The 26,810-nt window shown below is 36.9% G+C and carries 3 protein-coding genes; all 3 read left to right on the top strand.

Going from position 1 to position 26,810, the window contains the following annotated elements; translation table 11 throughout:
* Nucleotides 1–1,851, top strand: coding sequence for a PorP/SprF family type IX secretion system membrane protein (locus tag ABNT61_RS05305; protein WP_348745138.1), 1,851 nt, complete (start codon nucleotides 1–3; stop codon nucleotides 1,849–1,851).
* Between the two features lie 96 nt (nucleotides 1,852–1,947).
* Nucleotides 1,948–8,106 (top strand): SprB repeat-containing protein, encoded by a 6,159-nt coding sequence (locus ABNT61_RS05300; protein WP_348745137.1) that lies wholly within the window; start codon nucleotides 1,948–1,950, stop codon nucleotides 8,104–8,106.
* Nucleotides 8,057–26,803 carry a T9SS type B sorting domain-containing protein gene (locus ABNT61_RS05295; protein ID WP_348745136.1) on the top strand — a complete coding sequence of 6,249 codons (18,747 nt, stop codon included), beginning with the start codon at nucleotides 8,057–8,059 and terminating at the stop codon, nucleotides 26,801–26,803. The genes ABNT61_RS05300 and ABNT61_RS05295 overlap by 50 nt, the downstream gene beginning before the upstream one ends.
* Nucleotides 26,804–26,810 lie beyond the last annotated feature (7 nt).

The raw sequence follows: 26,810 nt of genomic DNA, 5'->3' as shown, positions 1-26,810 counted from the left end.
ATGGTAAAAAACATTACTTTATTTGTATTATTTGCGTTACTTCACTTTACATGCCTTTCTCAGGTAAGTATAAGTGAAGATGAGTATAATGGGTTTTCTTCAAGAAGTTTTATGCAATTTAATAACTTCATGACGGTACCTACTTTTTCTATTCTACATAGGGAAACCGCAACGATAGAGGCTATATCAAGAAGTTCAAATGTTCAATTTGAAGACGCTTCAAGACTACATATTTTAAGCTATTCGGGTAGAATGCGTTCAAATGTGGGTGCAGGTATTGCCGTTTTTCAACAAGAAATTGGTGTTTTTAAAGATTTTGGTGCTGTAGCGAATTACGCTTATCAATTAAAACTTGGAGGGAATAAAAAATTAACTTTCGGTTTTAATTTCTTTTACAGTAGAAGAAGTCTTGACAATCCTAGAATATTATCAAATGGTGATGATCCATTAATAAATAATTATCAAGATAAGCCTGTAGTTGTCTTTCAGCCAGCAGCTACAATGTCCTTTGGAGATCTAGATGTAGGTTTATTCTTTGAGAATTTAGGCGATTTCAATTTGAAATCTAGTGAGTTTGTTACAGAATTTGGAGATAAAACAATTTCTGGTCACGTTGCCTATACGTATAGATTTCAAAATACAAGCGGATTACTTCAAAATATGTCCCTTAGAGGATTAGGAGTTGGAAGAAAATTAAAAGATGATTTTTCTTATGCAGGTAATTTATTATTAGAATTACCGAAGGCTGGATGGGTTAAATTCGGTTATGATAAGATTTTCGGATTAAATGCTGGTTTTGGAATTAACTTAACAAAAAACCTAGGTATTGGATTTTCTTACGAGAAACAGGATAACCTAGGAGGGACAAATGAAGTTGGAATTTTATACCGATTTGGTAGAAATAGAGGTAGAGGTGTTGCTAAGAGAACACCAAAAGTAGATATCATTTTACCAGAAGATGAACCAGAGATTTTAGATACAAGAAGAAACGAATATGAAGACCCTGAGCATAATGACTTATCTGATGAATTGAAAACAGCTCAAGATTCTATCAATAGTCTTCATAAAAAGGTTGATGAGTTATTAAGATTGGTTAAGAATCAGCCGACTACAAAAGAAATTATTAGAGAAGTTCCTGTCAATACGCCTAGAGCAGATAGAGATCAGTCTATACCTAGAAGTAAAGCTACACCATGGAGAGAGAAAACGATTACTCGTTCTGGAGGAGGAGCTGGAACTATGTATTACACTGCTATTGAACAATATAAATCGCTTGCAAGGGCCAAAGCAGAAGTGAGAACATACAATAAAAGTCCAAATAATAAGAATAAGGCGAGATACGTTAAAGATCCTAAGTACAATGTTTATGTTGTCTATATAGATAGACATGCGAAGGAGGAAGATGCAGAAAGACAAAAAGATGAGATCAATGGGGCTATAAAAGGAGCAAGAGAAGCAGAGGATGCTGGGAATGACTTAGGTATCAAGAAGAAAAATGGTTCTGATAGGGTGTATGTAATGAAGATTACATTAGGTGCTAAGGGAGAAACTTACAAAGAACCAAAAAGTCAGCCACCAGCTAGAGTAAGAACTATGAAAAACCCAACAGGTGAAATACCTTCAGGTATTTATCTTGTAGTAAATGTGTTTGGTAAAAAAGCATATGCAGATAAGTTCTTAGATGAATTAGAAAATGATGGCATCGATGCTGGTTTCTTTATTAATCCAGAGACAGGAATGAGACACGTGTACATTTTAAAAACTAATGATAGATCAGAAGCTATTAAATTATATAACAATAATTTAAATGGTTCATATTATAATAGAAAGAATATAGTTGAGATTAAGTAATTGATAATTAAATAGATAGTATTTATCTGCTTGATTTTGTGAAATTCTTTTCATATATTAAATGAGAGTCAAAATATAATATTCAAATCCCCAAAAATGAATAAAAAAATACTTTTACTAATCGTATTTCTTGCAAATGCAGTTTTGTCATTCTCGCAAGTTGATGGTGCAAGGAAAAAGGTTATGCAGAAGGTTTCGCCTTCTAGCAGCTTTAAAACCAATGCTTTTAAAGAAAGGGTAGATAGGTCCTTACTTAAGAAACCTGATGTGGCTTTTACTCAAAGATTAACTACGGGAGGAATTAATGTTCAGGGTAATATGACCTTTGTAGGTAATAATATCTTGAATAGAGATACTCAGAATACGAGTTTCCCTCTTTATGAAGTTGATCCAGCAACATTATTATTAGGACCAGCGATTACTACGCAATTAACTCCAGACGACCCATATGATTCTGATTTAGCATTGGAAAGTGGTGGCAGTTTTTTTGTTATTAATAATGGTAACTTTTTCATGGATTATATCGATATTGACGATATAGAGGGGATCTCTGAAAATAATACTACGTTTTCTTCTTCGAAATCTACTTTAAATCTTCCTAACTGTTCTCGTGTAATTTATGCAGGTTTATATTGGGCAGGAGTATTCCCATATGATACTTGGGAAAACGCAGGTTCAAGACCTGGAGATTATAGAGATATTAAATTTAGATTACCAGGACAAGGTTATCAAGATATTACAGCAGATGAAGTAATTTATGATAATGGTATTGCTACACAAAGACCTTATGTTTGTTTCAAAGATGTAACTACGGATGTACAAGCATTAGCTAATCCAAATGGTGACTATTACGCGGCAAATATTAGAGCAACTACCGGATGGGATTCTAATAATGGTCTTGGAGGTTCTGCAGGATGGGTGTTAGTTATAATTTATGAAAACTCAACTGAGTCAAGTAAGAATATCTCACTTTTTGATGGGTTTTCTACAATTGATGGAACAAATAGCACAGATATTAATTTCTCTGGATTCAATACAATTCCTTCAGGTCCAGTAAGAACCCAGTTATTAACTGCAACTTTAGAGGGAGATACATATATTTCAGGTGATAGATTACGTGTACAAGATGTATCTGGTACATACACAGGTATTTCTACTCCAACTTTAAATCCAGCTAATAACTTTTTTAATGGTAGTATCACACAATATGATAATTATGTCACTACCAGAAATCCTGATAGTGAAAATACTTTAGGTTTTGATATTGATCTCTTTGATCTAGATAATCCATCCAACTCTTTAATTGCAAATAATCAAACAGATCTTGATATTAGATTTGCAACTGGAGGAGATGTATATTGGCCGTTCTTAATAGGAATGGCTATTGAAATAATTGAGCCTGATATTCAGATGGTTAAGAGTATTGATGATGGAGCAGGTAACGATATAGCAGGGACAAATGTTGGTTTAGGTAGTGATTTATGGTATAATGTGAGCTTTCAAAATGTTGGTACCGACGATGCGCAAAATACAGTAATTACAGATAGACTTCCTGTTAACGTAGATTTGATTCCAGCGGACATTGCAGTTCCAACTGGTGTTACATATACATATGATCCTCCAGCATTAGCAAATGGTTTTAGAGGTGAATTAGAATTTACAATACCAGATAATTTAGTTGAAGAAGGAGGAGCTGTTCATAATATTCGTTTACACGTACAAGTTGTTTCTGATTGTAATGAGTTAAGAGATGTCTGTTCGAACGTAATTGAGAATCAGGCTTTCGCGAGGTATGATGGTATTCAAGGAGGAGTAAGTGTAAACAACGAACCAAGTGTTTCAGGAATTGATGCTTGTAATTTTGGTATTGCAGGAACGTCGAACTTCTTGGTGGATACTGCAGGATGTACATTTACGCAAAATGTATCATTGTGTGGGCCATCAGTTGAATTAATTCCAGGTTCAGGATTTGCTTCTTACGAATGGAGAGATTCTGGAGGAAATATTATTGGAACGGGACCAACTCAAGTAGTTACGGCTCCTGGTACATATACAGTTACAAAAGTTAACCCTGCGGGAGTTCCTGCAGCCTGTGTTAGTTCAGATGAAACATTTATTGTAGCACCATTTGGTACGGGAGTTAATCCAATCGCAGCGTTTGGTGATAATATTAGAACTTGTCCTAACGATGGTACTGAACTAGTAGAAATATATTTATGTGGAGACACTGACTTTAGAGAAATAATTACTGGAGTAACAGCTCCAACTACAGTAAGATGGCAACAACTAAGTTCTAGCTGTAGTCCAGATCCAGATCCAAGTTGTCCTAATCAAACACCGACGTGTTGGGAAGATGTGGCAACAGATGTGAACGCTACTACTAGGAGTTTTTCTGATGCCGGGCAATATCGTTTAGAAGTAACAGAACCAGGAGGATGTTTTGATAGATATTATTTCAACGTATTCAAAGCTACAATTACACCAACAATTGTAACAGAAGATATTTTATGTGGTAATGCAGGAAGTATTACAATAAACAATGTTCCTTCAGGATATGAATATGCAATTGTAACAGCTGGCGGTCCAACACCACCAGATTCATCTTACCAAGCTTCAAACGTTTTTTCAATTACAACAGCTGGTAATTATGATATCTATATTAAAAATGATGCTACTTCATGTGTGTATCCTTACCCAGGATATCCTGTAACATCAACTGATATTGATGTAGATGTAACAACAAGTCCAATTTTATGTGCGGGAGATGCAGGAAATATTAATGTTCAAATCAACAGTAGTATTCCAGGTCCATATACCTATAATATATTAAATGGAGCTTCATTAGTTGCAACGTTTGGTCCAACATCAGATACTGCACGTGATTTTCCTGTTACTGGTTCAGGAGTTTATACCGTTCAAGTAACTACAGCGGAATGTAGTTTTTCTGAAGACACGCCGGCATTTACAGTTCCACCTGCCTTAAATTTATCGGCAGTTGTAACTAAAGATATTAATTGTACTGATGGTATTATAACTTTATCCGGAAGTGGTGGTACGCCAGGAGCGGGTTATAATTTTGCAGTTTGGTCTTACACAGGATCCGGAACAGCAATTTCATATGCAAGTGTTTCTGATATTCCAGCAGCTGAATTTTTTACCGGCACAACTTTTACAGTGCCAAGCGGACAAGAAGGAACATATGAATTTATAATTGTAGATGATAATAACTGTACAGAAATTTCTTCACCAATTACAGTTGTATTGGAAGATCCTTTACAATTTACAACAGTTGTTAATAATCCAAGTTGTAATGGAGCAACCGATGGAAGCATAACTGTTAATACTACTACACCGCCTGGTTTAATAGGATATAGTTTAGAATATAGTATTGATGGAGGTGCAACTTATGGGGCATCAAATAATTTTACAGGTTTATCTCCAAATACCTATACAATAGACATTCGTGCTTCAAAAGGAGGCTCATCATGTAGTTATTCAGTAGGTCCAATTGATATAACTAATCCAAGTAATTTATCAGGTAGTGCAAGTTTAACACAGACCTATACTTGTGCTCAAAACGGACAAATAACTTTTGTAGCAGCTACTGGAGGTACAGCACCATATACTTACGGAGTTAATGGTGTGTACTCAACTGATTTAGTATATAATAATTTAACTGAAGGAACTTATGTTTTAACAGTAAGAGATGATAATGGATGTGAAATAAGTTTATCAGATATAGTAATTGATCCGTTACCAACTGAACCAAACTTTACATATAATGTAGTATATAATTGTGATGGTACAGGTAATGCTACAATTACACCAACAGATCCAAGTTATACCTATACAGTTGGTGCAAGTACACAAACATCTAATGTATTTAATAATTTACCAGTAGGAAATACTACGGTAACAATTGATTATGGAAGTTCTTGTACAACAGATGTGATTATTGGTGTTTCACCAAATCAACAATTTACTGGTTCTGTTTTAGGTAGTACAAATCTTACTTGTTTTGGATCAGATAATGGAACAATTGAAGTTTCTGCTTCGAATCTTACTGGAAGTACATATGAAGTTTCAGTTGATGGAGGAACAAGTTGGTCTACTACAGGAGATAACCCTTACAGAATTGTAGGATTAGGAGCTGGAACATATGATGTATTTATTAGAGAAACATCAGGTTCAATTGTGTGTGACGTAGATTTAGGTCAAGTTACTTTAACGCAACCTGACTTATTACAAGTTACAGGAACAATTACTACAGTTCCAACATGTTCAGGTCCAGGAACCGCAACTGTAACTGTTTCTGGTTCAGGAGGTGTTCCGCCATACGAATATAGTATTGATAATGGAGTTACTTGGCAAACTTCAACAGTATTTGCAAATGTAGCACCAGGAACTTACACTGTAAATATTAGAGATTCAAATTCTTGTACGGAGTGTGGTTGTTCTACCGATCCGTTCGAAAATGGTGGATTTGAATTACCTGTTATTCCAGCCACATCATTCAGTATTCGTGATGAGAATACAATTCCAGGATGGGAAACAACTGCAACAGATAATAGAATTGAATTATGGAGTACTGGTTTTAATGGTGTTCCTGCTTCTGAAGGAAATCAATTCGCTGAATTAAATGCAAATTTGGTTTCGTCATTATATCAAGAATTCTGTACAAGAGAAGGAGATGTAATTAATTGGTCTGTAGATCATAGAGGAAGATCAGGAGTTGACGTTGCCGAAGTAAGAATTGGAGGAACTTTAGCAACCACAAGTGTTGTTCAAACTATGTCAGATGGTACTTCTGCCTGGGGTTCATATTCAGGTAGTTATACAGTTCCTGCGGGGCAAACTACTACGATTATTGCCTTTGAAGCTGTGTCAACTGCTTCAGGAAGTAGATCAATAGGAAATTTCATTGATAATGTAAGAATGACCGTTAACCAAGTAGGTTGTACACCATTTGAAATAGTAATTCCTAACCCTACACCTGTAACGCATACTGCAGTTCCAACGGCATGTTATGATGGAACAAATGGTCAAATAGTTGTTACAGCTAATACAGGAGGTGGAGACTATAATTTCAGTATTGATAATGGAGCTACATGGCAAGTACCTTCACCTACTACAGCTACAACATATACATTTACTGGTTTAGCACCAGGAAGTTATGATGTAATTGTAAGGGATGGTTTAGGTTGTGTATCAACAACATCAACTGAAGTAATCAATTTACAATTAACAGCTACAGTTGCAAGTACCCCAGTTACTTGTAATGATGGAAGTGTGACTGTAACAGCAAGTGGAGGAGATGGTAGTTACCAATATTCGGTTGTACCTACAGGAAATGCTGCATCATTTGTAGCAGGAAATACTTTTACTATTGCTACTGCAGGAGATTATGATGTTACGGTTCGCGATGGATTAAATTGTACATACACAGAAACAATTACAGTTGGTTCGATTACAAGTCCAAGTGTTGCAGCTACGCCAACTCAGCCTAGTTGTTCAGGAGATACTGGATCAATTAGTATTAATATCTCAGACGGAGTTGCAGATTATACAGTAACAGTTACGAGTACAGGAACAGCGATTCCAACAGTAACTTCAAGTGATGTTGTTCGTACGTATACAGGATTAGCAGATGGAGATTATGATTTTGTAGTTACAGATGCAAACGGATGTACATCTACTACAACAAGTGTTACGATTACTACACCAAATCCAATAACAAGTAGTGCGAGTTTAACACAGACATATACATGTTTACAAAATGGTCAAATTACTTTTGTAGCCGCTACAGGAGGAACAGCACCATATACATATGGAGTAAATGGAGTTTACTCTACAGATTTAGTTTACAATAATTTAACTGAGGGAACTTACGTTTTAACTGTAAGAGATGACAATGGATGTGAGATTAGTTTACCAAACATTGTTATTGATCCATTACCAACGGAACCTACATTTACGTATAGTGTTTCATATAATTGTGATGGAACAGGTAATGCTACAATTACCCCTACAGATCCAAGTTATACCTATACATTAGGAGCAAGTACACAGACTTCAAATGTATTTAACAATTTACCAGTAGGAAATAGTACAATTACAGTTGACTATGGAAGTTCATGTACAACAGATGTAATTGTAACAATTGATGCAAATCAAGAATTATTAGGCTCAGCAGCATTAGATTCAGATGCTACGTGTAACGGAGGAAGCGACGGAAGTTTCAATTACAGCGAGTAATTTTGGAACTTCATTCGATTATAGTATTGATGGCGGAACTACTTGGGTAACAGGAAACACTACAAGTCCAGTAGTTGCTACAGGATTATCAGCGGCGAGTTATGATGTTCGTATCCGTACTACTATTAATAGTAATACATGTGATATTTCATTAGGATCAGTAACAGTTGGAGAGCCAACAGTTGTTGTAGCGAGTGCTACAATTACAAAAGAAGTTACCTGTAATCCAGCAACAGGAGCAACAATTGATCCAAGTGCTACAGGAGGAAACGGTCCATATACATATCAATTAGATGGAGCAGGAGCATTCCAATCAGGTCCATTTACAGATGTAGCTGCAGGAGCTCACACGATTATAGCTCAAGATACAAATGGATGTTTATCAGCAGCATTTAATATTACAGTAAATCCTTCTACCAACCCAACACATACAGCTACACCAACAGCATGTTATGATGGGACAAATGGTCAAATAGTTGTTACGGCATCAGGTGGATCAGGAAGTGATTATAATTTCAGTATTGATAATGGAGCTACATGGCAAGTACCTAGTCCAGTTACAGCTACAACATATACATTCACTGGTTTAGCACCAGCTACGTATACAGTTTTAGTTAGAGATGGATTTGGATGTGTGTCAGTATCTTCATCAGAAGTAATTAATTTACAATTAACAGCTACAGTTGCAAGTACCCCAGTTACTTGTAATGATGGAAGTGTGACTGTAACAGCAAGTGGAGGAGATGGTAGTTACCAATATTCGGTTGTACCTACAGGAAATGCTGCATCATTTGTAGCAGGAAATACTTTTACTATTGCTACTGCAGGAGATTATGATGTTACGGTTCGCGATGGATTAAATTGTACATACACAGAAACAATTACAGTTGGTTCGATTACAAGTCCAAGTGTTGCAGCTACGCCAACTCAGCCTAGTTGTTCAGGAGATACTGGATCAATTAGTATTAATATCTCAGACGGAGTTGCAGATTATACAGTAACAGTTACGAGTACAGGAACAGCGATTCCAACAGTAACTTCAAGTGATGTTGTTCGTACGTATACAGGATTAGCAGATGGAGATTATGATTTTGTAGTTACAGATGCAAACGGATGTACATCTACTACAACAAGTGTTACGATTACTACACCAAATCCAATAACAAGTAGTGCGAGTTTAACACAGACATATACATGTTTACAAAATGGTCAAATTACTTTTGTAGCCGCTACAGGAGGAACAGCACCATATACATATGGAGTAAATGGAGTTTACTCTACAGATTTAGTTTACAATAATTTAACTGAGGGAACTTACGTTTTAACTGTAAGAGATGACAATGGATGTGAGATTAGTTTACCAAACATTGTTATTGATCCATTACCAACGGAACCTACATTTACGTATAGTGTTTCATATAATTGTGATGGAACAGGTAATGCTACAATTACCCCTACAGATCCAAGTTATACCTATACATTAGGAGCAAGTACACAGACTTCAAATGTATTTAACAATTTACCAGTAGGAAATAGTACAATTACAGTTGACTATGGAAGTTCATGTACAACAGATGTAATTGTAACAATTGATGCAAATCAAGAATTATTAGGCTCAGCAGCATTAGATTCAGATGCTACGTGTAACGGAGGAAGCGACGGAAGTATTTCAATTACAGCGAGTAATTTTGGAACTTCATTCGATTATAGTATTGATGGCGGAACTACTTGGGTAACAGGAAACACTACAAGTCCAGTAGTTGCTACAGGATTATCAGCGGCGAGTTATGATGTTCGTATCCGTACTACTATTAATAGTAATACATGTGATATTTCATTAGGATCAGTAACAGTTGGAGAGCCAACAGTTGTTGTAGCGAGTGCTACAATTACAAAAGAAGTTACCTGTAATCCAGCAACAGGAGCAACAATTGATCCAAGTGCTACAGGAGGAAACGGTCCATATACATATCAATTAGATGGAGCAGGAGCATTCCAATCAGGTCCATTTACAGATGTAGCTGCAGGAGCTCACACGATTATAGCTCAAGATACAAATGGATGTTTATCAGCAGCATTTAATATTACAGTAAATCCTTCTACCAACCCAACACATACAGCTACACCAACAGCATGTTATGATGGGACAAATGGTCAAATAGTTGTTACGGCATCAGGTGGATCAGGAAGTGATTATAATTTCAGTATTGATAATGGAGCTACATGGCAAGTACCTAGTCCAGTTACAGCTACAACATATACATTCACTGGTTTAGCACCAGCTACGTATACAGTTTTAGTTAGAGATGGATTTGGATGTGTGTCAGTATCTTCATCAGAAGTAATTAATTTACAATTAACAGCTACAGTTGCGAGTACCCCAGTTACTTGTAATGATGGAAGTGTAACTATAACGGCAAGTGGAGGAGATGGTAGTTACCAATATTCGGTTGTACCTACAGGAAATGCTGCATCATTTGTAGCAGGAAATACCTTTACTATTGCTACTGCAGGAGATTATGATGTTACGGTTCGCGATGGATTAAATTGTACATACACAGAAACAATTACAGTTGGTTCGATTACAAGTCCAAGTGTTGCAGCTACACCAACTCAGCCTAGTTGTTCAGGAGATACAGGATCAATCAGTATTAATATTTCAGATGGAGTTGCGGACTATACAGTAACAGTTACAAGTACAGGAACAGCGATTCCGACAGTAACTTCAAGTGATGTTGTTCGTACGTATACAGGATTAGCAGATGGAGATTATGATTTTGTAGTTACAGATGCAAACGGATGTACATCAACTACAACAAGTGTTACTATTACTACACCAAATCCAATAACGAGTAGTGCAAGTTTAACACAGACATATACATGTTTACAAAATGGTCAAATTACTTTTGTAGCTGCTACAGGAGGAACAGCACCATATACATATGGAGTAAATGGAGTTTACTCTACAGATTTAGTTTACAATAATTTAACTGAGGGGACTTACGTTTTAACTGTAAGAGATGACAATGGATGTGAGATTAGTTTACCAAACATTGTTATTGATCCATTACCAACGGAACCTACATTTACGTATAGTGTTTCATATAATTGTGATGGAACAGGTAATGCTACAATTACCCCTACAGATCCAAGTTATACCTATACATTAGGAGCAAGTACACAGACTTCGAATGTATTTAACAATTTACCAGTAGGAAATAGTACAATTACAGTTGACTATGGAAGTTCATGTACAACAGATGTAATTGTAACAATTGATGCAAATCAAGAATTATTAGGCTCAGCAGCATTAGATTCAGATGCTACGTGTAACGGAGGAAGCGACGGAAGTATTTCAATTACAGCGAGTAATTTTGGAACTTCATTCGATTATAGTATTGATGGCGGAACTACTTGGGTAACTGGAAATACTACAAGTCCAGTAGTTGCTACAGGATTATCAGCAGCGAGTTATGATGTTCGTATCCGTACTACTATTAATAGTAATACATGTGATATTTCATTAGGATCAGTAACAGTTGGAGAGCCAACAGTTGTTGTAGCGAGTGCTACAATTACAAAAGAAGTTACCTGTAATCCAGCAACAGGAGCAACAATTGATCCAAGTGCTACAGGAGGAAACGGTCCATATACATATCAATTAGATGGAGCAGGAGCATTCCAATCAGGTCCATTTACAGATGTAGCTGCAGGAGCTCACACGATTATAGCTCAAGATACAAATGGATGTTTATCAGCAGCATTTAATATTACAGTAAATCCTTCTACGAACCCAACACATACAGCTACACCAACAGCATGTTATGATGGGACAAATGGTCAAATAGTTGTTACGGCATCAGGTGGATCAGGAAGTGATTATAATTTCAGTATTGATAATGGAGCTACATGGCAAGTACCTAGTCCAGTTACAGCTACAACATATACATTCACTGGTTTAGCACCAGCTACGTATACAGTTTTAGTTAGAGATGGATTTGGATGTGTGTCAGTATCTTCATCAGAAGTAATTAATTTACAATTAACAGCTACAGTTGCGAGTACCCCAGTTACTTGTAATGATGGAAGTGTAACTATAACGGCAAGTGGAGGAGATGGTAGTTACCAATATTCGGTTGTACCTACAGGAAATGCTGCATCATTTGTAGCAGGAAATACCTTTACTATTGCTACTGCAGGAGATTATGATGTTACGGTTCGCGATGGATTAAATTGTACATACACAGAAACAATTACAGTTGGTTCGATTACAAGTCCAAGTGTTGCAGCTACACCAACTCAGCCTAGTTGTTCAGGAGATACAGGATCAATCAGTATTAATATTTCAGATGGAGTTGCGGACTATACAGTAACGGTTACAAGTACCGGAACAGCAATTCCAACAGTAACTTCAAGTGATGTTGTTCGTACGTATACAGGATTAGCAGATGGAGATTATGATTTTGTAGTTACAGATGCAAACGGATGTACATCTACTACAACAAGTGTTACGATTACTACACCAAATCCAATAACGAGTAGTGCAAGTTTAACACAGACATATACATGTTTACAAAATGGTCAAATTACTTTTGTAGCCGCTACGGGAGGAACAGCACCATATACATATGGAGTAAATGGAGTTTACTCTACAGATTTAGTTTACAATAATTTAACTGAGGGAACTTACGTTTTAACTGTAAGAGATGACAATGGATGTGAGATTAGTTTACCAAACATTGTTATTGATCCATTACCAACGGAACCTACATTTACGTATAGTGTTTCATATAATTGTGATGGAACAGGTAATGCTACAATTACCCCTACAGATCCAAGTTATACCTATACATTAGGAGCAAGTACACAGACTTCGAATGTATTTAACAATTTACCAGTAGGAAATAGTACAATTACAGTTGACTATGGAAGTTCATGTACAACAGATGTAATAGTAACAATTGATGCAAATCAAGAATTCCAAGCACAAGTAATTACTGCAAGTATTACTGATGCTACGTGTAACGGAGGAAGTGACGGAGAGTTTACAATGAATGTTTTAAACTTCACTGGTACCTATGAATATAGTACTGATGGAGGAGCAACTTACACTTCAACTTCAACTTCACCAATTACAATTACTGGACTTTCGGCTGCAACATATGATGTTAGAGTAAGACCAGATGCAGCATCAGCTGCTTGTGAAAGAACACTTTCTGTAACTATAGGAGAAGCTACTCCAGTAGTTGCAAGTGCTACAATTACAAAAGAAGTTACCTGTAATCCAGCAACAGGAGCAACAATTGATCCAAGTGCTACAGGAGGAACGGGTCCTTATACATATCAATTAGATGGAGCAGGAGCATTTCAATCAACTCCATTTACAAATGTTGCGGCGGGAGCTCATACAATTATAGCTCAAGATACAAATGGATGTTTATCAGCAGCATTTAACATTACAGTTAATCCTATAACAACTGTTGCTTTCGATGCAACACCGACTAATTGTTATGATGGAACAAACGGACAAATAGTTGTTAACGTTACTTCTGGTAATGGAGACTATCAATATATATTAAATGGTGGAGCACCTCAAGTTCCTGGAGCTTCAACATATACATTTACAGGTTTAGGAGCTGGTTCTTATACAATAGACGTAATTGATGGTAGAGGATGTACAACGACTCAATTAGTTAGAGTAATTAACGATGAGTTGACTGCAACAGCTAATGTTACGGATGCGAGTTGTAACGATGGTTCTATAAATGTAACTGCTTTAGGTGGTGATGGATCTTATGTTTATTCTGTAACAAATGCAGGGGCAGGAACTCCAGCGGACGGAACATTTAATGCGACAAATCCAATAACTAGACCTGCAGGAACTTATGATGTATATGTTAGAGATAATGCAGGAGCAGCAGGATATTGTGAATTTATTATTACAAACGTGACAATTAATTCGGTGACTACTGTTTCAATTTCTTTAACAGATGTACAACCAACTTGTAATGGAGATACAGGAAGTATTGAAGTAGCTATTGCAAATGGATTATCTCCTCATGATATTTCTTTAACTGGACCAACTACAGACTCTGTGACAGGGTTTACAGGTACTAGTTATACATTTAATAATTTACCAGCAGGTAATTATACGGTAAGTATAACGGACGACTTAGGCTGTACAGATTCTCAATCTGTTACATTAGTTGATCCACCAGTATTAACAGCTACTTTAGATCCTATTTTACCTGCCTGTGGTACACCATTCGTAGGTAATGAGTCATTATTTGGTTTTGAGTTTACAGGTTATCCAACAGTAACGCCTTATACATTAGAATTTAGTTCTGACGGAGGTGTAACTTGGCAGACTTCTGATACATTTACTGGAATCAATTCAGGTACTACTGTAAATCCTGTGATTAGAATTTTAGATACAGATGGAGTTACAGTAAGATGTATAGAAAGCTTAGGAGCTTACGAAGTACCGTTTACAGTAGAAGGATTAATTGTTAACCCGGTTGCTACTCCTGGTACTTGTGTAGGAGGATTTAGCGTAACTGTAGAAGCTATTGGTGGTGTAGGACCATTTAAGTTTGTATTAAATGACCCAACTCTTCCATTAAGTTCTTGGTTAGACCCTGATTTAGTGAGTCCAACTCCTCCGACACAAGATAGAACATATACATTTACAGGATTAATTCCGGGTCAAACATATACTTTTTATGTTGTTGATTTGAATGGAACCCCTGCAGATACAACTGATGATTGTATTAAGCAAAATATTGAAGATATTTACGATGTATTTACTCCGTCAGTCCCAATTACAGCATCCGTAACTAGTGATGAGTGTAATGGAGGGAATAATGCGGAAATTGAATTTACAATAGATAATACTTCAGGAGATCTTACAATTCCGTTTGATTGGACATTATTTGTGAGAGATCCAGTTACAAATACAGGAACAGCTGTTACTTCAAATGCAGGAGAAACAAGTTTAACAATAACAACTTCTGGTTTAGGAGCCGGAGATTATTATATTGAATTAACAAATACAAGTGGTGGACCACCTTTATGTCAATTTAGTGGTTTAGATGTAACAGTTGATGAAAATTTACCAATATCTGGTACACTTACTGTTGTAGATAATATTACTTGTAGTTCAAACGGAGTAATCCGTGTGGATAATGTTTTAGGAGGAACACCACCGTATACATATACAGTTGCTTCTTCAACGAATTTTGCTCCTGGTGATGCTACGGTTACAGGAAATGTTATTGAATTTGCGTATGCTGATGTAACGAATAACACTTTAGATGTTACAGGAATTAATGTTACAATTACGGATAGTAATGGAAATGCATGTACAACAACAATAGGGCCTGCATCTTTAACAGTTAGTCAACCACCAGTGTTAGAAGTTGCTGATGTTACTACAAGTACATGTGGTGCTAATAAGTCAATTACGATTGATACAACTAATGGAGGTCAAACAATAGGAGGAACAGCTCCATATCAATATTCAATTGATGGAGGAACTACCTATAGTACAGCTACTACAAGTGTAACACACACAGAAAGTGGTTTAACACCGGGTAATTATAATGTTATCATAAGAGATGCTAACGGATGTACAAGTGCTACAGTTCCAGTTACGATTTATGAAGAATTAGATTTTAGTTTAGCAATCCAACAAAACTTAAATTGTGTTCCTGGTAATGCATTAATTAGAATTAATGTAGTATCTGGTGCTAATTTAGGTACAACAGGAAACTTTACATATACTATAAATGGTGTTCCGAGTAATCCACCTTTAACTACTGGAAGTATTACTGTCACTGATACATTTACAGATCATACTGTTACTGCAGCAGGTGTATATACTGTTGTAATGACTGATGTTACTTCGGGATGTATGGTTACAAGAGATATTACTGTAGATGCTGCAATTACACCTACTTTCACTGCCGTTGCTATTGACAATGATAATTGTGATGGAAGTGATTCAGGAGTAATTGAGATGACAGCTACGGATAATGGATTATTACCGTTAAGTTACACGATTAGTCCAGATCCAAATTCAGTTGGAAGTATCACTACGAATCAGTTCACGAACTTACCACCAAATACATATACAGTAACAGCTACAGGAAGCAATGGATGTACAACAGATGTAACTAACATTGTTATTACAGAGTTAGCTCCAGTTGCCTTTACAGTTGCACCGGTTGTAACCGAGTTTGGATGTACAACGGCAAACATTACAGATGCAGCAGTTGTAACAGTAAACACAGCGAATGTATCGGGAGGAAGTGGAACTTATGTAAGAGCAGTATTTACATATACACCAGCAGTTGGAGCAGTAGAGACACAAGATAGCGCAAGCTTCACGTTCTCAACTACGAACACTTCAGGCGGTACAGTAAGTATTGATGTTTATGATGATGAAGGATGTACGGCTAATACAAGTGTTAACATCGCAGCATTTAACGCATTAAGCGCACCAGTTGTCACTGTTGATAAAGCTATTGATTGTGCAACCGGAGAAGATATTACAGTAACGTACACATCAACAAGTGCACTTACAGCAGACTTTGCAATAAGTGGAGCGAATACAGGATTTAGTGCTACTAACACTACTGGAGTATTTACAAACTTAGCAGAGGATATTTATACGATTACAATTACTAATCCAACAACAGGCTGTGTATTAACAGAGAGTCATCAAGTTAATGCAGCACCAACGTTCAACTTAGATATTAGTTTAGATAGTAATGTTGTTTGTTTAGGAGATACTAATGGAGCTATCACATTTGATTTTGCTACAAGTAGTCCATATGCTGGATTATACGATTACCAAGTAATGAACACTAATGGTACACCAGCTACAGGAGACGACACAGTTGAAACCTCGGCTACAGGTGTAACAGGATCTACGACTGTTAATACATTAGGAGCAGGAACATACTATGTTAATGTAACAATGACAGCAAGTCCATTCTGTCCAGTAGTATCACCAGAGGTAACAATTAGTCAACCAACAGCAGTATTAGACTTTACTACAGTTGATGGAGCAGTTAGTTGTAACGGAGGAAGTGATGGAAGTATCACAGTAAATGCTACAGGTGGATGGGGAAGCTATGAGTATGAGTTAGCAGATGCAGCAGGAACAACGATTATTACTGCTTATGGAACAAATAATGTGTTTAGCGGATTATCAGCAAATACTTATACAGTACGCGTAAGAGATGCTAATGGATGTATCGATACAGATACAGTTACTTTAGCAGATCCTACACCAGTTACCTTCACGTTAACGAAAGATGATAATGCTTGTGATTTAACAGGAGGTGGAAGTATTACAGTAACAGCAGTTGGTGGAACAGGAATTTATACTTACATCTTATTAGATGCTACAAGTACAGAGATTCGTAACCAGACGACAAATGTATTTACGAACTTACCAGCGGGTACTTATACCGTTCAGGTAGTTGATAGTAATAGTTGTCCAGGAACAAGTCCAAGTCCATCGATTACGTTATTACCGAATTTAGAGTTCAGTTTAACAGAGACGAAGAAGTTAGATTGTACAGTGAGTCCAGATGCTACGGTTGAATTATCGATTAGTTCAGGATCTGGAAGTTATGAATACGAAGTTTTAGATAGTGGAGCAGGTACAGTTGTAGCACGAGTTGCTATTGTGGGAAGTACAGTTACGTTCTCAGTCTCTACAGCAGATACATATACAGTAAATGTTTATGATGTTGGAGTTACACCGAACTGTTCAAGAACACGAGATATTACGATTGATCCTATCATCAATCCAGTGTTTACTGCCGTTGCTATTGACAATGATAATTGTGATGGAAGTGATTCAGGAGTAATTGAGATGACAGCTACGGATAATGGATTATTACCGTTAAGTTACACGATTAGTCCAGATCCAAATTCAGTTGGAAGTATCACTACGAATCAGTTCACGAACTTACCACCAAATACATATACAGTAACAGCTACAGGAAGCAATGGATGTACAACAGATGTAACTAACATTGTTATTACAGAGTTAGCTCCAGTTGCCTTTACAGTTGCACCTGTTGTAACGGAGTTTGGATGTACAACGGCAAACATTACAGATGCAGCAGTTGTAACAGTAAACACAGCAAATGTATCGGGAGGAAGTGGAACTTATGTAAGAGCAGTATTTACATATACACCAGCAGTTGGAGCAGTAGAGACACAAGATAGCGCAAGCTTCACGTTCTCAACTACGAACACTTCAGGCGGTACAGTAAGTATTGATGTTTATGATGATGAAGGATGTACGGCTAATACAAGTGTTAATATTGCAGCATTTAATGCATTAAGCGCACCAGTTGTCACTGTTGATAAAGCTATTGATTGTGCAACAGGAGAAGATATTACAGTAACGTACACATCAACAAGTGCACTTACAGCAGACTTTGCAATAAGTGGAGCGAATACAGGATTTAGTGCTACTAACACTACTGGAGTATTTACAAACTTAGCAGAGGATATTTATACGATTACAATTACTAATCCAACAACAGGCTGTGTATTAACAGAGAGTCATCAAGTTAATGCAGCACCAACGTTCAACTTAGATATTAGTTTAGATAGTAATGTTGTTTGTTTAGGAGATACTAATGGAGCTATCACATTTGATTTTGCTACAAGTAGTCCATATGCTGGATTATACGATTACCAAGTAATGAACACTAATGGTACACCAGCTACAGGAGACGACACAGTTGAAACCTCGGCTACAGGTGTAACAGGATCTACGACTGTTAATACATTAGGAGCAGGAACATACTATGTTAATGTAACAATGACAGCAAGTCCATTCTGTCCAGTAGTCTCACCAGAGGTAACAATTAGTCAACCAACAGCGGTATTAGACTTTACTACAGTTGATGGAGCAGTTAGTTGTAACGGAGGAAGTGATGGAAGTATTACAGTAAACGCTACAGGTGGATGGGGAAGCTATGAATATGAGTTAGCAGATGCAGCAGGAACAACGATTATTACTGCTTATGGAACAAATAATGTATTTAGCGGATTATCAGCAAATACTTATACAGTACGTGTAAGAGATGCTAATGGATGTATCGATACAGATACTGTTACTTTAGCAGATCCTACACCAGTTACCTTCACGTTAACGAAAGATGATAATGCTTGTGATTTAACAGGAGGTGGAAGTATTACAGTAACAGCAGTTGGTGGAACAGGAATTTATACTTACATCTTATTAGATGCTACAAGTACAGAGATTCGTAACCAGACGACAAATGTATTTACGAACTTACCAGCGGGTACTTATACCGTTCAGGTAGTTGATAGTAATAGTTGTCCAGGAACAAGTCCAAGTCCATCGATTACGTTATTACCGAATTTAGAGTTCAGTTTAACAGAGACGAAGAAGTTAGATTGTACAGTGAGTCCAGATGCTACGGTTGAATTATCGATTAGTTCAGGATCTGGAAGTTATGAATACGAAGTTTTAGATAGTGGAGCAGGTACAGTTGTAGCACGAGTTGCTATTGTGGGAAGTACAGTTACGTTCTCAGTCTCTACAGCAGATACATATACAGTAAATGTTTATGATGTTGGAGTTACACCGAACTGTTCAAGAACACGAGATATTACGATTGATCCTATCATCAATCCAGTGTTTACTGCCGTTGCTATTGACAATGATAATTGTGATGGAAGTGATTCAGGAGTAATTGAGATGACAGCTACGGATAATGGATTATTACCGTTAAGTTACACGATTAGTCCAGATCCAAATTCAGTTGGAAGTATCACTACGAATCAGTTCACGAACTTACCACCAAATACATATACAGTAACAGCTACAGGAAGCAATGGATGTACAACAGATGTAACTAACATTGTTATTACAGAGTTAGCTCCAGTTGCCTTTACAGTTGCACCTGTTGTAACGGAGTTTGGATGTACAACGGCAAACATTACAGATGCAGCAGTTGTAACAGTAAACACAGCAAATGTATCGGGAGGAAGTGGAACTTATGTAAGAGCAGTATTTACATATACACCAGCAGTTGGAGCAGTAGAGACACAAGATAGCGCAAGCTTCACGTTCTCAACTACGAACACTTCAGGCGGTACAGTAAGTATTGATGTTTATGATGATGAAGGATGTACGGCTAATACAAGTGTTAATATTGCAGCATTTAATGCATTAAGCGCACCAGTTGTCACTGTTGATAAAGCTATTGATTGTGCAACAGGAGAAGATATTACAGTAACGTACACATCAACAAGTGCACTTACAGCAGACTTTGCAATAAGTGGAGCGAATACAGGATTTAGTGCTACTAACACTACTGGAGTATTTACAAACTTAGCAGAGGATATTTATACGATTACAATTACTAATCCAACAACAGGCTGTGTATTAACAGAGAGTCATCAAGTTAATGCAGCACCAACGTTCAACTTAGATATTAGTTTAGATAGTAATGTTGTTTGTTTAGGAGATACTAATGGAGCTATCACATTTGATTTTGCTACAAGTAGTCCATATGCTGGATTATACGATTACCAAGTAATGAACACTAATGGTACACCAGCTACAGGAGACGACACAGTTGAAACCTCGGCTACAGGTGTAACAGGATCTACGACTGTTAATACATTAGGAGCAGGAACATACTATGTTAATGTAACAATGACAGCAAGTCCATTCTGTCCAGTAGTATCACCAGAGGTAACAATTAGTCAACCAACAGCAGTATTAGACTTTACTACAGTTGATGGAGCAGTTAGTTGTAACGGAGGAAGTGATGGAAGTATCACAGTAAATGCTACAGGTGGATGGGGAAGCTATGAGTATGAGTTAGCAGATGCAGCAGGAACAACGATTATTACTGCTTATGGAACAAATAATGTGTTTAGCGGATTATCAGCAAATACTTATACAGTACGCGTAAGAGATGCTAATGGATGTATCGATACAGATACAGTTACTTTAGCAGATCCTACACCAGTTACCTTCACGTTAACGAAAGATGATAATGCTTGTGATTTAACAGGAGGTGGAAGTATTACAGTAACAGCAGTTGGTGGAACAGGAATTTATACTTACATCTTATTAGATGCTACAAGTACAGAGATTCGTAACCAGACGACAAATGTATTTACGAACTTACCAGCGGGTACTTATACCGTTCAGGTAGTTGATAGTAATAGTTGTCCAGGAACAAGTCCAAGTCCATCGATTACGTTATTACCGAATTTAGAGTTCAGTTTAACAGAGACGAAGAAGTTAGATTGTACAGTGAGTCCAGATGCTACGGTTGAATTATCGATTAGTTCAGGTTCTGGAAGTTATGAATACGAAGTTTTAGATAGTGGAGCAGGTACAGTTGTAGCACGAGTTGCTATTGTGGGAAGTACAGTTACGTTCTCAGTCTCTACAGCAGATACATATACAGTAAATGTTTATGATGTTGGAGTTACACCGAACTGTTCAAGAACACGAGATATTACGATTGATCCTATCATCAATCCAGTGTTTACTGCCGTTGCTATTGACAATGATAATTGTGATGGAAGTGATTCAGGAGTAATTGAGATGACAGCTACGGATAATGGATTATTACCGTTAAGTTACACGATTAGTCCAGATCCAAATTCAGTTGGAAGTATCACTACGAATCAGTTCACGAACTTACCACCAAATACATATACAGTAACAGCTACAGGAAGCAATGGATGTACAACAGATGTAACTAACATTGTTATTACAGAGTTAGCTCCAGTTGCCTTTACAGTTGCACCTGTTGTAACGGAGTTTGGATGTACAACGGCAAACATTACAGATGCAGCAGTTGTAACAGTAAACACAGCAAATGTATCGGGAGGAAGTGGAACTTATGTAAGAGCAGTATTTACATATACACCAGCAGTTGGAGCAGTAGAGACACAAGATAGCGCAAGCTTCACGTTCTCAACTACGAACACTTCAGGCGGTACAGTAAGTATTGATGTTTATGATGATGAAGGATGTACGGCTAATACAAGTGTTAATATTGCAGCATTTAATGCATTAAGCGCACCAGTTGTCACTGTTGATAAAGCTATTGATTGTGCAACAGGAGAAGATATTACAGTAACGTACACATCAACAAGTGCACTTACAGCAGACTTTGCAATAAGTGGAGCGAATACAGGATTTAGTGCTACTAACACTACTGGAGTATTTACAAACTTAGCAGAGGATATTTATACGATTACAATTACTAATCCAACAACAGGCTGTGTATTAACAGAGAGTCATCAAGTTAATGCAGCACCAACGTTCAACTTAGATATTAGTTTAGATAGTAATGTTGTTTGTTTAGGAGATACTAATGGAGCTATCACATTTGATTTTGCTACAAGTAGTCCATATGCTGGATTATACGATTACCAAGTAATGAACACTAATGGTACACCAGCTACAGGAGACGACACAGTTGAAACCTCGGCTACAGGTGTAACAGGATCTACGACTGTTAATACATTAGGAGCAGGAACATACTATGTTAATGTAACAATGACAGCAAGTCCATTCTGTCCAGTAGTATCACCAGAGGTAACAATTAGTCAACCAACAGCAGTATTAGACTTTACTACAGTTGATGGAGCAGTTAGTTGTAACGGAGGAAGTGATGGAAGTATCACAGTAAATGCTACAGGTGGATGGGGAAGCTATGAGTATGAGTTAGCAGATGCAGCAGGAACAACGATTATTACTGCTTATGGAACAAATAATGTGTTTAGCGGATTATCAGCAAATACTTATACAGTACGCGTAAGAGATGCTAATGGATGTATCGATACAGATACAGTTACTTTAGCAGATCCTACACCAGTTACCTTCACGTTAACGAAAGATGATAATGCTTGTGATTTAACAGGAGGTGGAAGTATTACAGTAACAGCAGTTGGTGGAACAGGAATTTATACTTACATCTTATTAGATGCTACAAGTACAGAGATTCGTAACCAGACGACAAATGTATTTACGAACTTACCAGCGGGTACTTATACTGTTCAGGTAGTTGATAGTAATAGTTGTCCAGGAACAAGTCCAAGTCCATCGATTACGTTATTACCGAATTTAGAGTTCAGTTTAACAGAGACGAAGAAGTTAGATTGTACAGTAAGTCCAGATGCTACGGTTGAATTATCAATTAGTTCAGGTTCTGGAAGTTATGAATACGAAGTTTTAGATAGTGGAGCAGGTACAGTTGTAGCACGAGTTGCTATTGTGGGAAGTACAGTTACGTTCTCAGTCTCTACAGCAGATACATATACAGTAAATGTTTATGATGTTGGAGTTACACCGAACTGTTCAAGAACACGTGACATTACGATTGATCCTATTATCAATCCAGTGTTTACTGCCGTTGCTATTGATAATGATAATTGTGATGGAAGTGATTCAGGAGTAATTGAGATGACAGCTACGGATAATGGATTATTACCGTTAAGTTATACGATTAGTCCAGATCCAAATTCAGTTGGAAGTATCACTACGAATCAGTTCACGAACTTACCACCGAATACATATACAGTAACAGCTACAGGAAGCAATGGATGTGTTACACTAGGAACTCCAGTCACTATAACTGAGTTAGCACCAATTACCTTTACAGTTGCGCCAGTAGTAACCGAGTTTGGATGTACTACAGGTAATGTTACAGATGCAGCAATGGTAATTGTTGATACAGCGAACTTATCAGGAGGAAGCGGAACTTATGTTAGAGTTGTATTTACATATACACCAGCAGTAGGAACAGTAGAATCTCAGGATAGTACGACATTTAGTTTTGGAACTACGAATACATCAGGAGGTACAGTAAATATCGACGTTTATGATGATGAGGGATGTATGGCAACTACAAACGCAACAATAGCACCTTTTAATGCCATTACTGACGCGGTAATTACTGTTGATAAAGCTATTGATTGTGCAACAGGAGAGGATATTACAGTAACATATACGTCTGTAAGTCCAATTACTGCGGACTTTACTATATCTGGAGCCAATACAGGATTTAATGCAGCTAATACAACAGGTGTGTTTACAGGTTTAGCAGAAGATGTGTATACAATTACCATTACAAATCCTACAACAGGGTGTGTAATTACGGAAAGTCATCAAGTAAACGCTGAACCAACATTTAATTTAGATGTTAGTTTAGATAGTAATGTTGTTTGTTTAGGAGACTCAAATGGAAGTATGACATTCGATTTTGCTACAAGTAGTCCTTACACTGGTACTTATGATTATGAGGTATTCCAATCAGGAGGAACTTCAACTGGTATTACAGGTACTGGAGTAACAGGAGCAACAACTGTAAATACATTAGGAGCTGGAACATACTATGTTCAGGTGACAATGACAGCAAGTCCATTCTGTCCAGTTGTATCACCAGAAGTAACAATTAGTGAACCTGCTTCTCCATTAACTATTGGATATACAACAAACTTAATTAGTTGTATTTCTCCAACTAGTGGTGAAGTTGTTATTAATGGTTCAGGTGGATGGAGTAGTTATGAATATCAATTAGAGAATACAACAACAGCAACTACTGTTCAGAGTTTCTCAAATAACAATATTATTACAGGATTAGCTTCAGGAACTTACTTAGTTAGTGTAAGAGATGCTAATGGATGTATTGCAACAGATACATTTACATTATCTGATCCAACAACAATAACAGCTACAATTGTAGAAACAACATCTATTGCTTGTGAGGGAGATGAGACAGCTGAAATTAGCGTAAACGCAGTGTCGGGAGGACAAGGTAATCCAGCTGTTTACTCTTATAGCTTAACATTCCCGAATGGAGATGTATCAGCTATTCAATCTGGTAATACATTTACTGGTTTAGGGGCTGGAAGTTATACGGTTACGGTTTACGATGAATTTAGTTGTAGTAATACGTTCCCTGTTATAATAACAGAACCAAGTGATGTTACTGCATCAGCCGTAGTTACTTCAATTATTACTTGTACTTCTCCTAATGCAACAATTGAAGTTACAGGTGCTGGAGGAACAGGAGTTTATGAATACAGTATTGATGGAATGAATTTCGTAGCGAGTAACACATTTGCTGTTCCAGCAGGAGATTACGAATTATTCGTGAGAGATGCTAACGGATGTATTTCTATACCGTCTATTGTTTCGGTACCAGCATTAGTTCCATTAACGGCAACATTAAATACTGGTTCTGCATTTATAACTTGTAATGGAGATGCAAATGCAATCTTATCAGCAACGGCAGCTGGTGGATTAGGAAATTATATGTACGAATTATTAGAAAGCGGAACGGTTGTAGCCGGACCTCAATCTTCTGATACATTCGATAGTATAGGACCTGGTACGTATAGTATTAGAGTTACAAGTCAAGATTGTATCGTAGAAACGGGTACTTTCGAAATTGTTGATCCACCATTATTAGAAGTGACAGAAACACACGTAGATGTGAGCTGTAACGGATCTACTGATGGTAGTATTACCATAAATGCAACTGGAGGAACTGGTTCTTATGTTTATGAAATTGATACAGATCCAGGAAGATTCCAAACTAGTAACGAGTTTAATAATTTACCAGCAGGTACATATGTTGTTACTACTCAAGATGAGAGAGGATGTTTCGAAATTGTTACAGTTACAATTGAAGAGCCACCAATTTTAGAAGCAACAATTGACGTTACAACTGTTCAACAACAATTATGTGTTCAAGATACAGCACCATCGTTTGAAGTAGCAATTACTGGAGGTACACCTCCTTATTCTACAAGTTTAAACGGAGGAGCATTTATAGATGATAGAATTGTATTTGATAATTTAACAGCAGGTGAAACTTATGTTGTAATCGTTAGAGATAGCAGAGGATGTACTACGGTAACTTCTCCATTCACTTTCGATCCTGCAGTTGATTTACAATTCAATAGTGAAATAACTTATAATTGTGATGGTACAATTACAATTACAGGAACAGTAGCTGATATTCATGTAAATGATGTAGTTTACACGTTAACAGGACCTGAAAGTTCTAGTAACGATACAGGAGTATTTAATGTAACTGCAACAGGAACATATACGTTAGAAGTTGAACACGTTAACGGATGTACTAGAGTTATTACTCCAGTTGAAGTTGAAGTTATTGATCCATTACAAATAACAATTGATGATTCACAAATCAATATGTTGATAGCAAATGCTACTGGTGGAATTCCACCGTATGAATACAGTATTGATGGTAGTGACTTCTCATTTGAAAATCAATTTGTTATTACACAAACAAGAGATTATACAATTGTAGTTAGAGATAGTAGAGGATGTGAACAATCTATTACTGTTGAAGGCGTTTATATTACAATTGAAGTTCCAAATATCTTTACACCTGACGGTGACGGTATTCAAGATTACTGGTACCCAATTAATGTTCAAGATTACCACCAGTTAAAAGTTGTTATCTTCGACCGTTATGGTAGAGAAATAAGTAAGTACAACGGTGTTCAAGTTGGTTGGGATGGACTATATCAAGGACGTCCAATGCCATCTGGAGATTACTGGTATACTATTGAATTTGTTGAATTATCCGGAGAACAAAGACGTTTAATGGGTCACTTTACATTATATAGATAAAATTATT

Origin of the sequence: Tenacibaculum sp. 190524A05c (genome assembly GCF_964036595.1) — a bacterium.
GTDB lineage: Bacteria > Bacteroidota > Bacteroidia > Flavobacteriales > Flavobacteriaceae > Polaribacter > Polaribacter platacis.
This window is presented reverse-complemented; position numbering and strand designations above follow the sequence as displayed.

Coding starts and splice junctions, on each gene's coding strand:
- ABNT61_RS05300 (WP_348745137.1), top strand. CDS start 1,948: ATGAATAAAAAAATACTTTTACTAATCGTATTTCTTGCAAATGCAGTT.
- ABNT61_RS05295 (WP_348745136.1), top strand. CDS start 8,057: ATGCTACGTGTAACGGAGGAAGCGACGGAAGTTTCAATTACAGCGAGT.
- ABNT61_RS05305 (WP_348745138.1), top strand. CDS start 1: ATGGTAAAAAACATTACTTTATTTGTATTATTTGCGTTACTTCACTTT.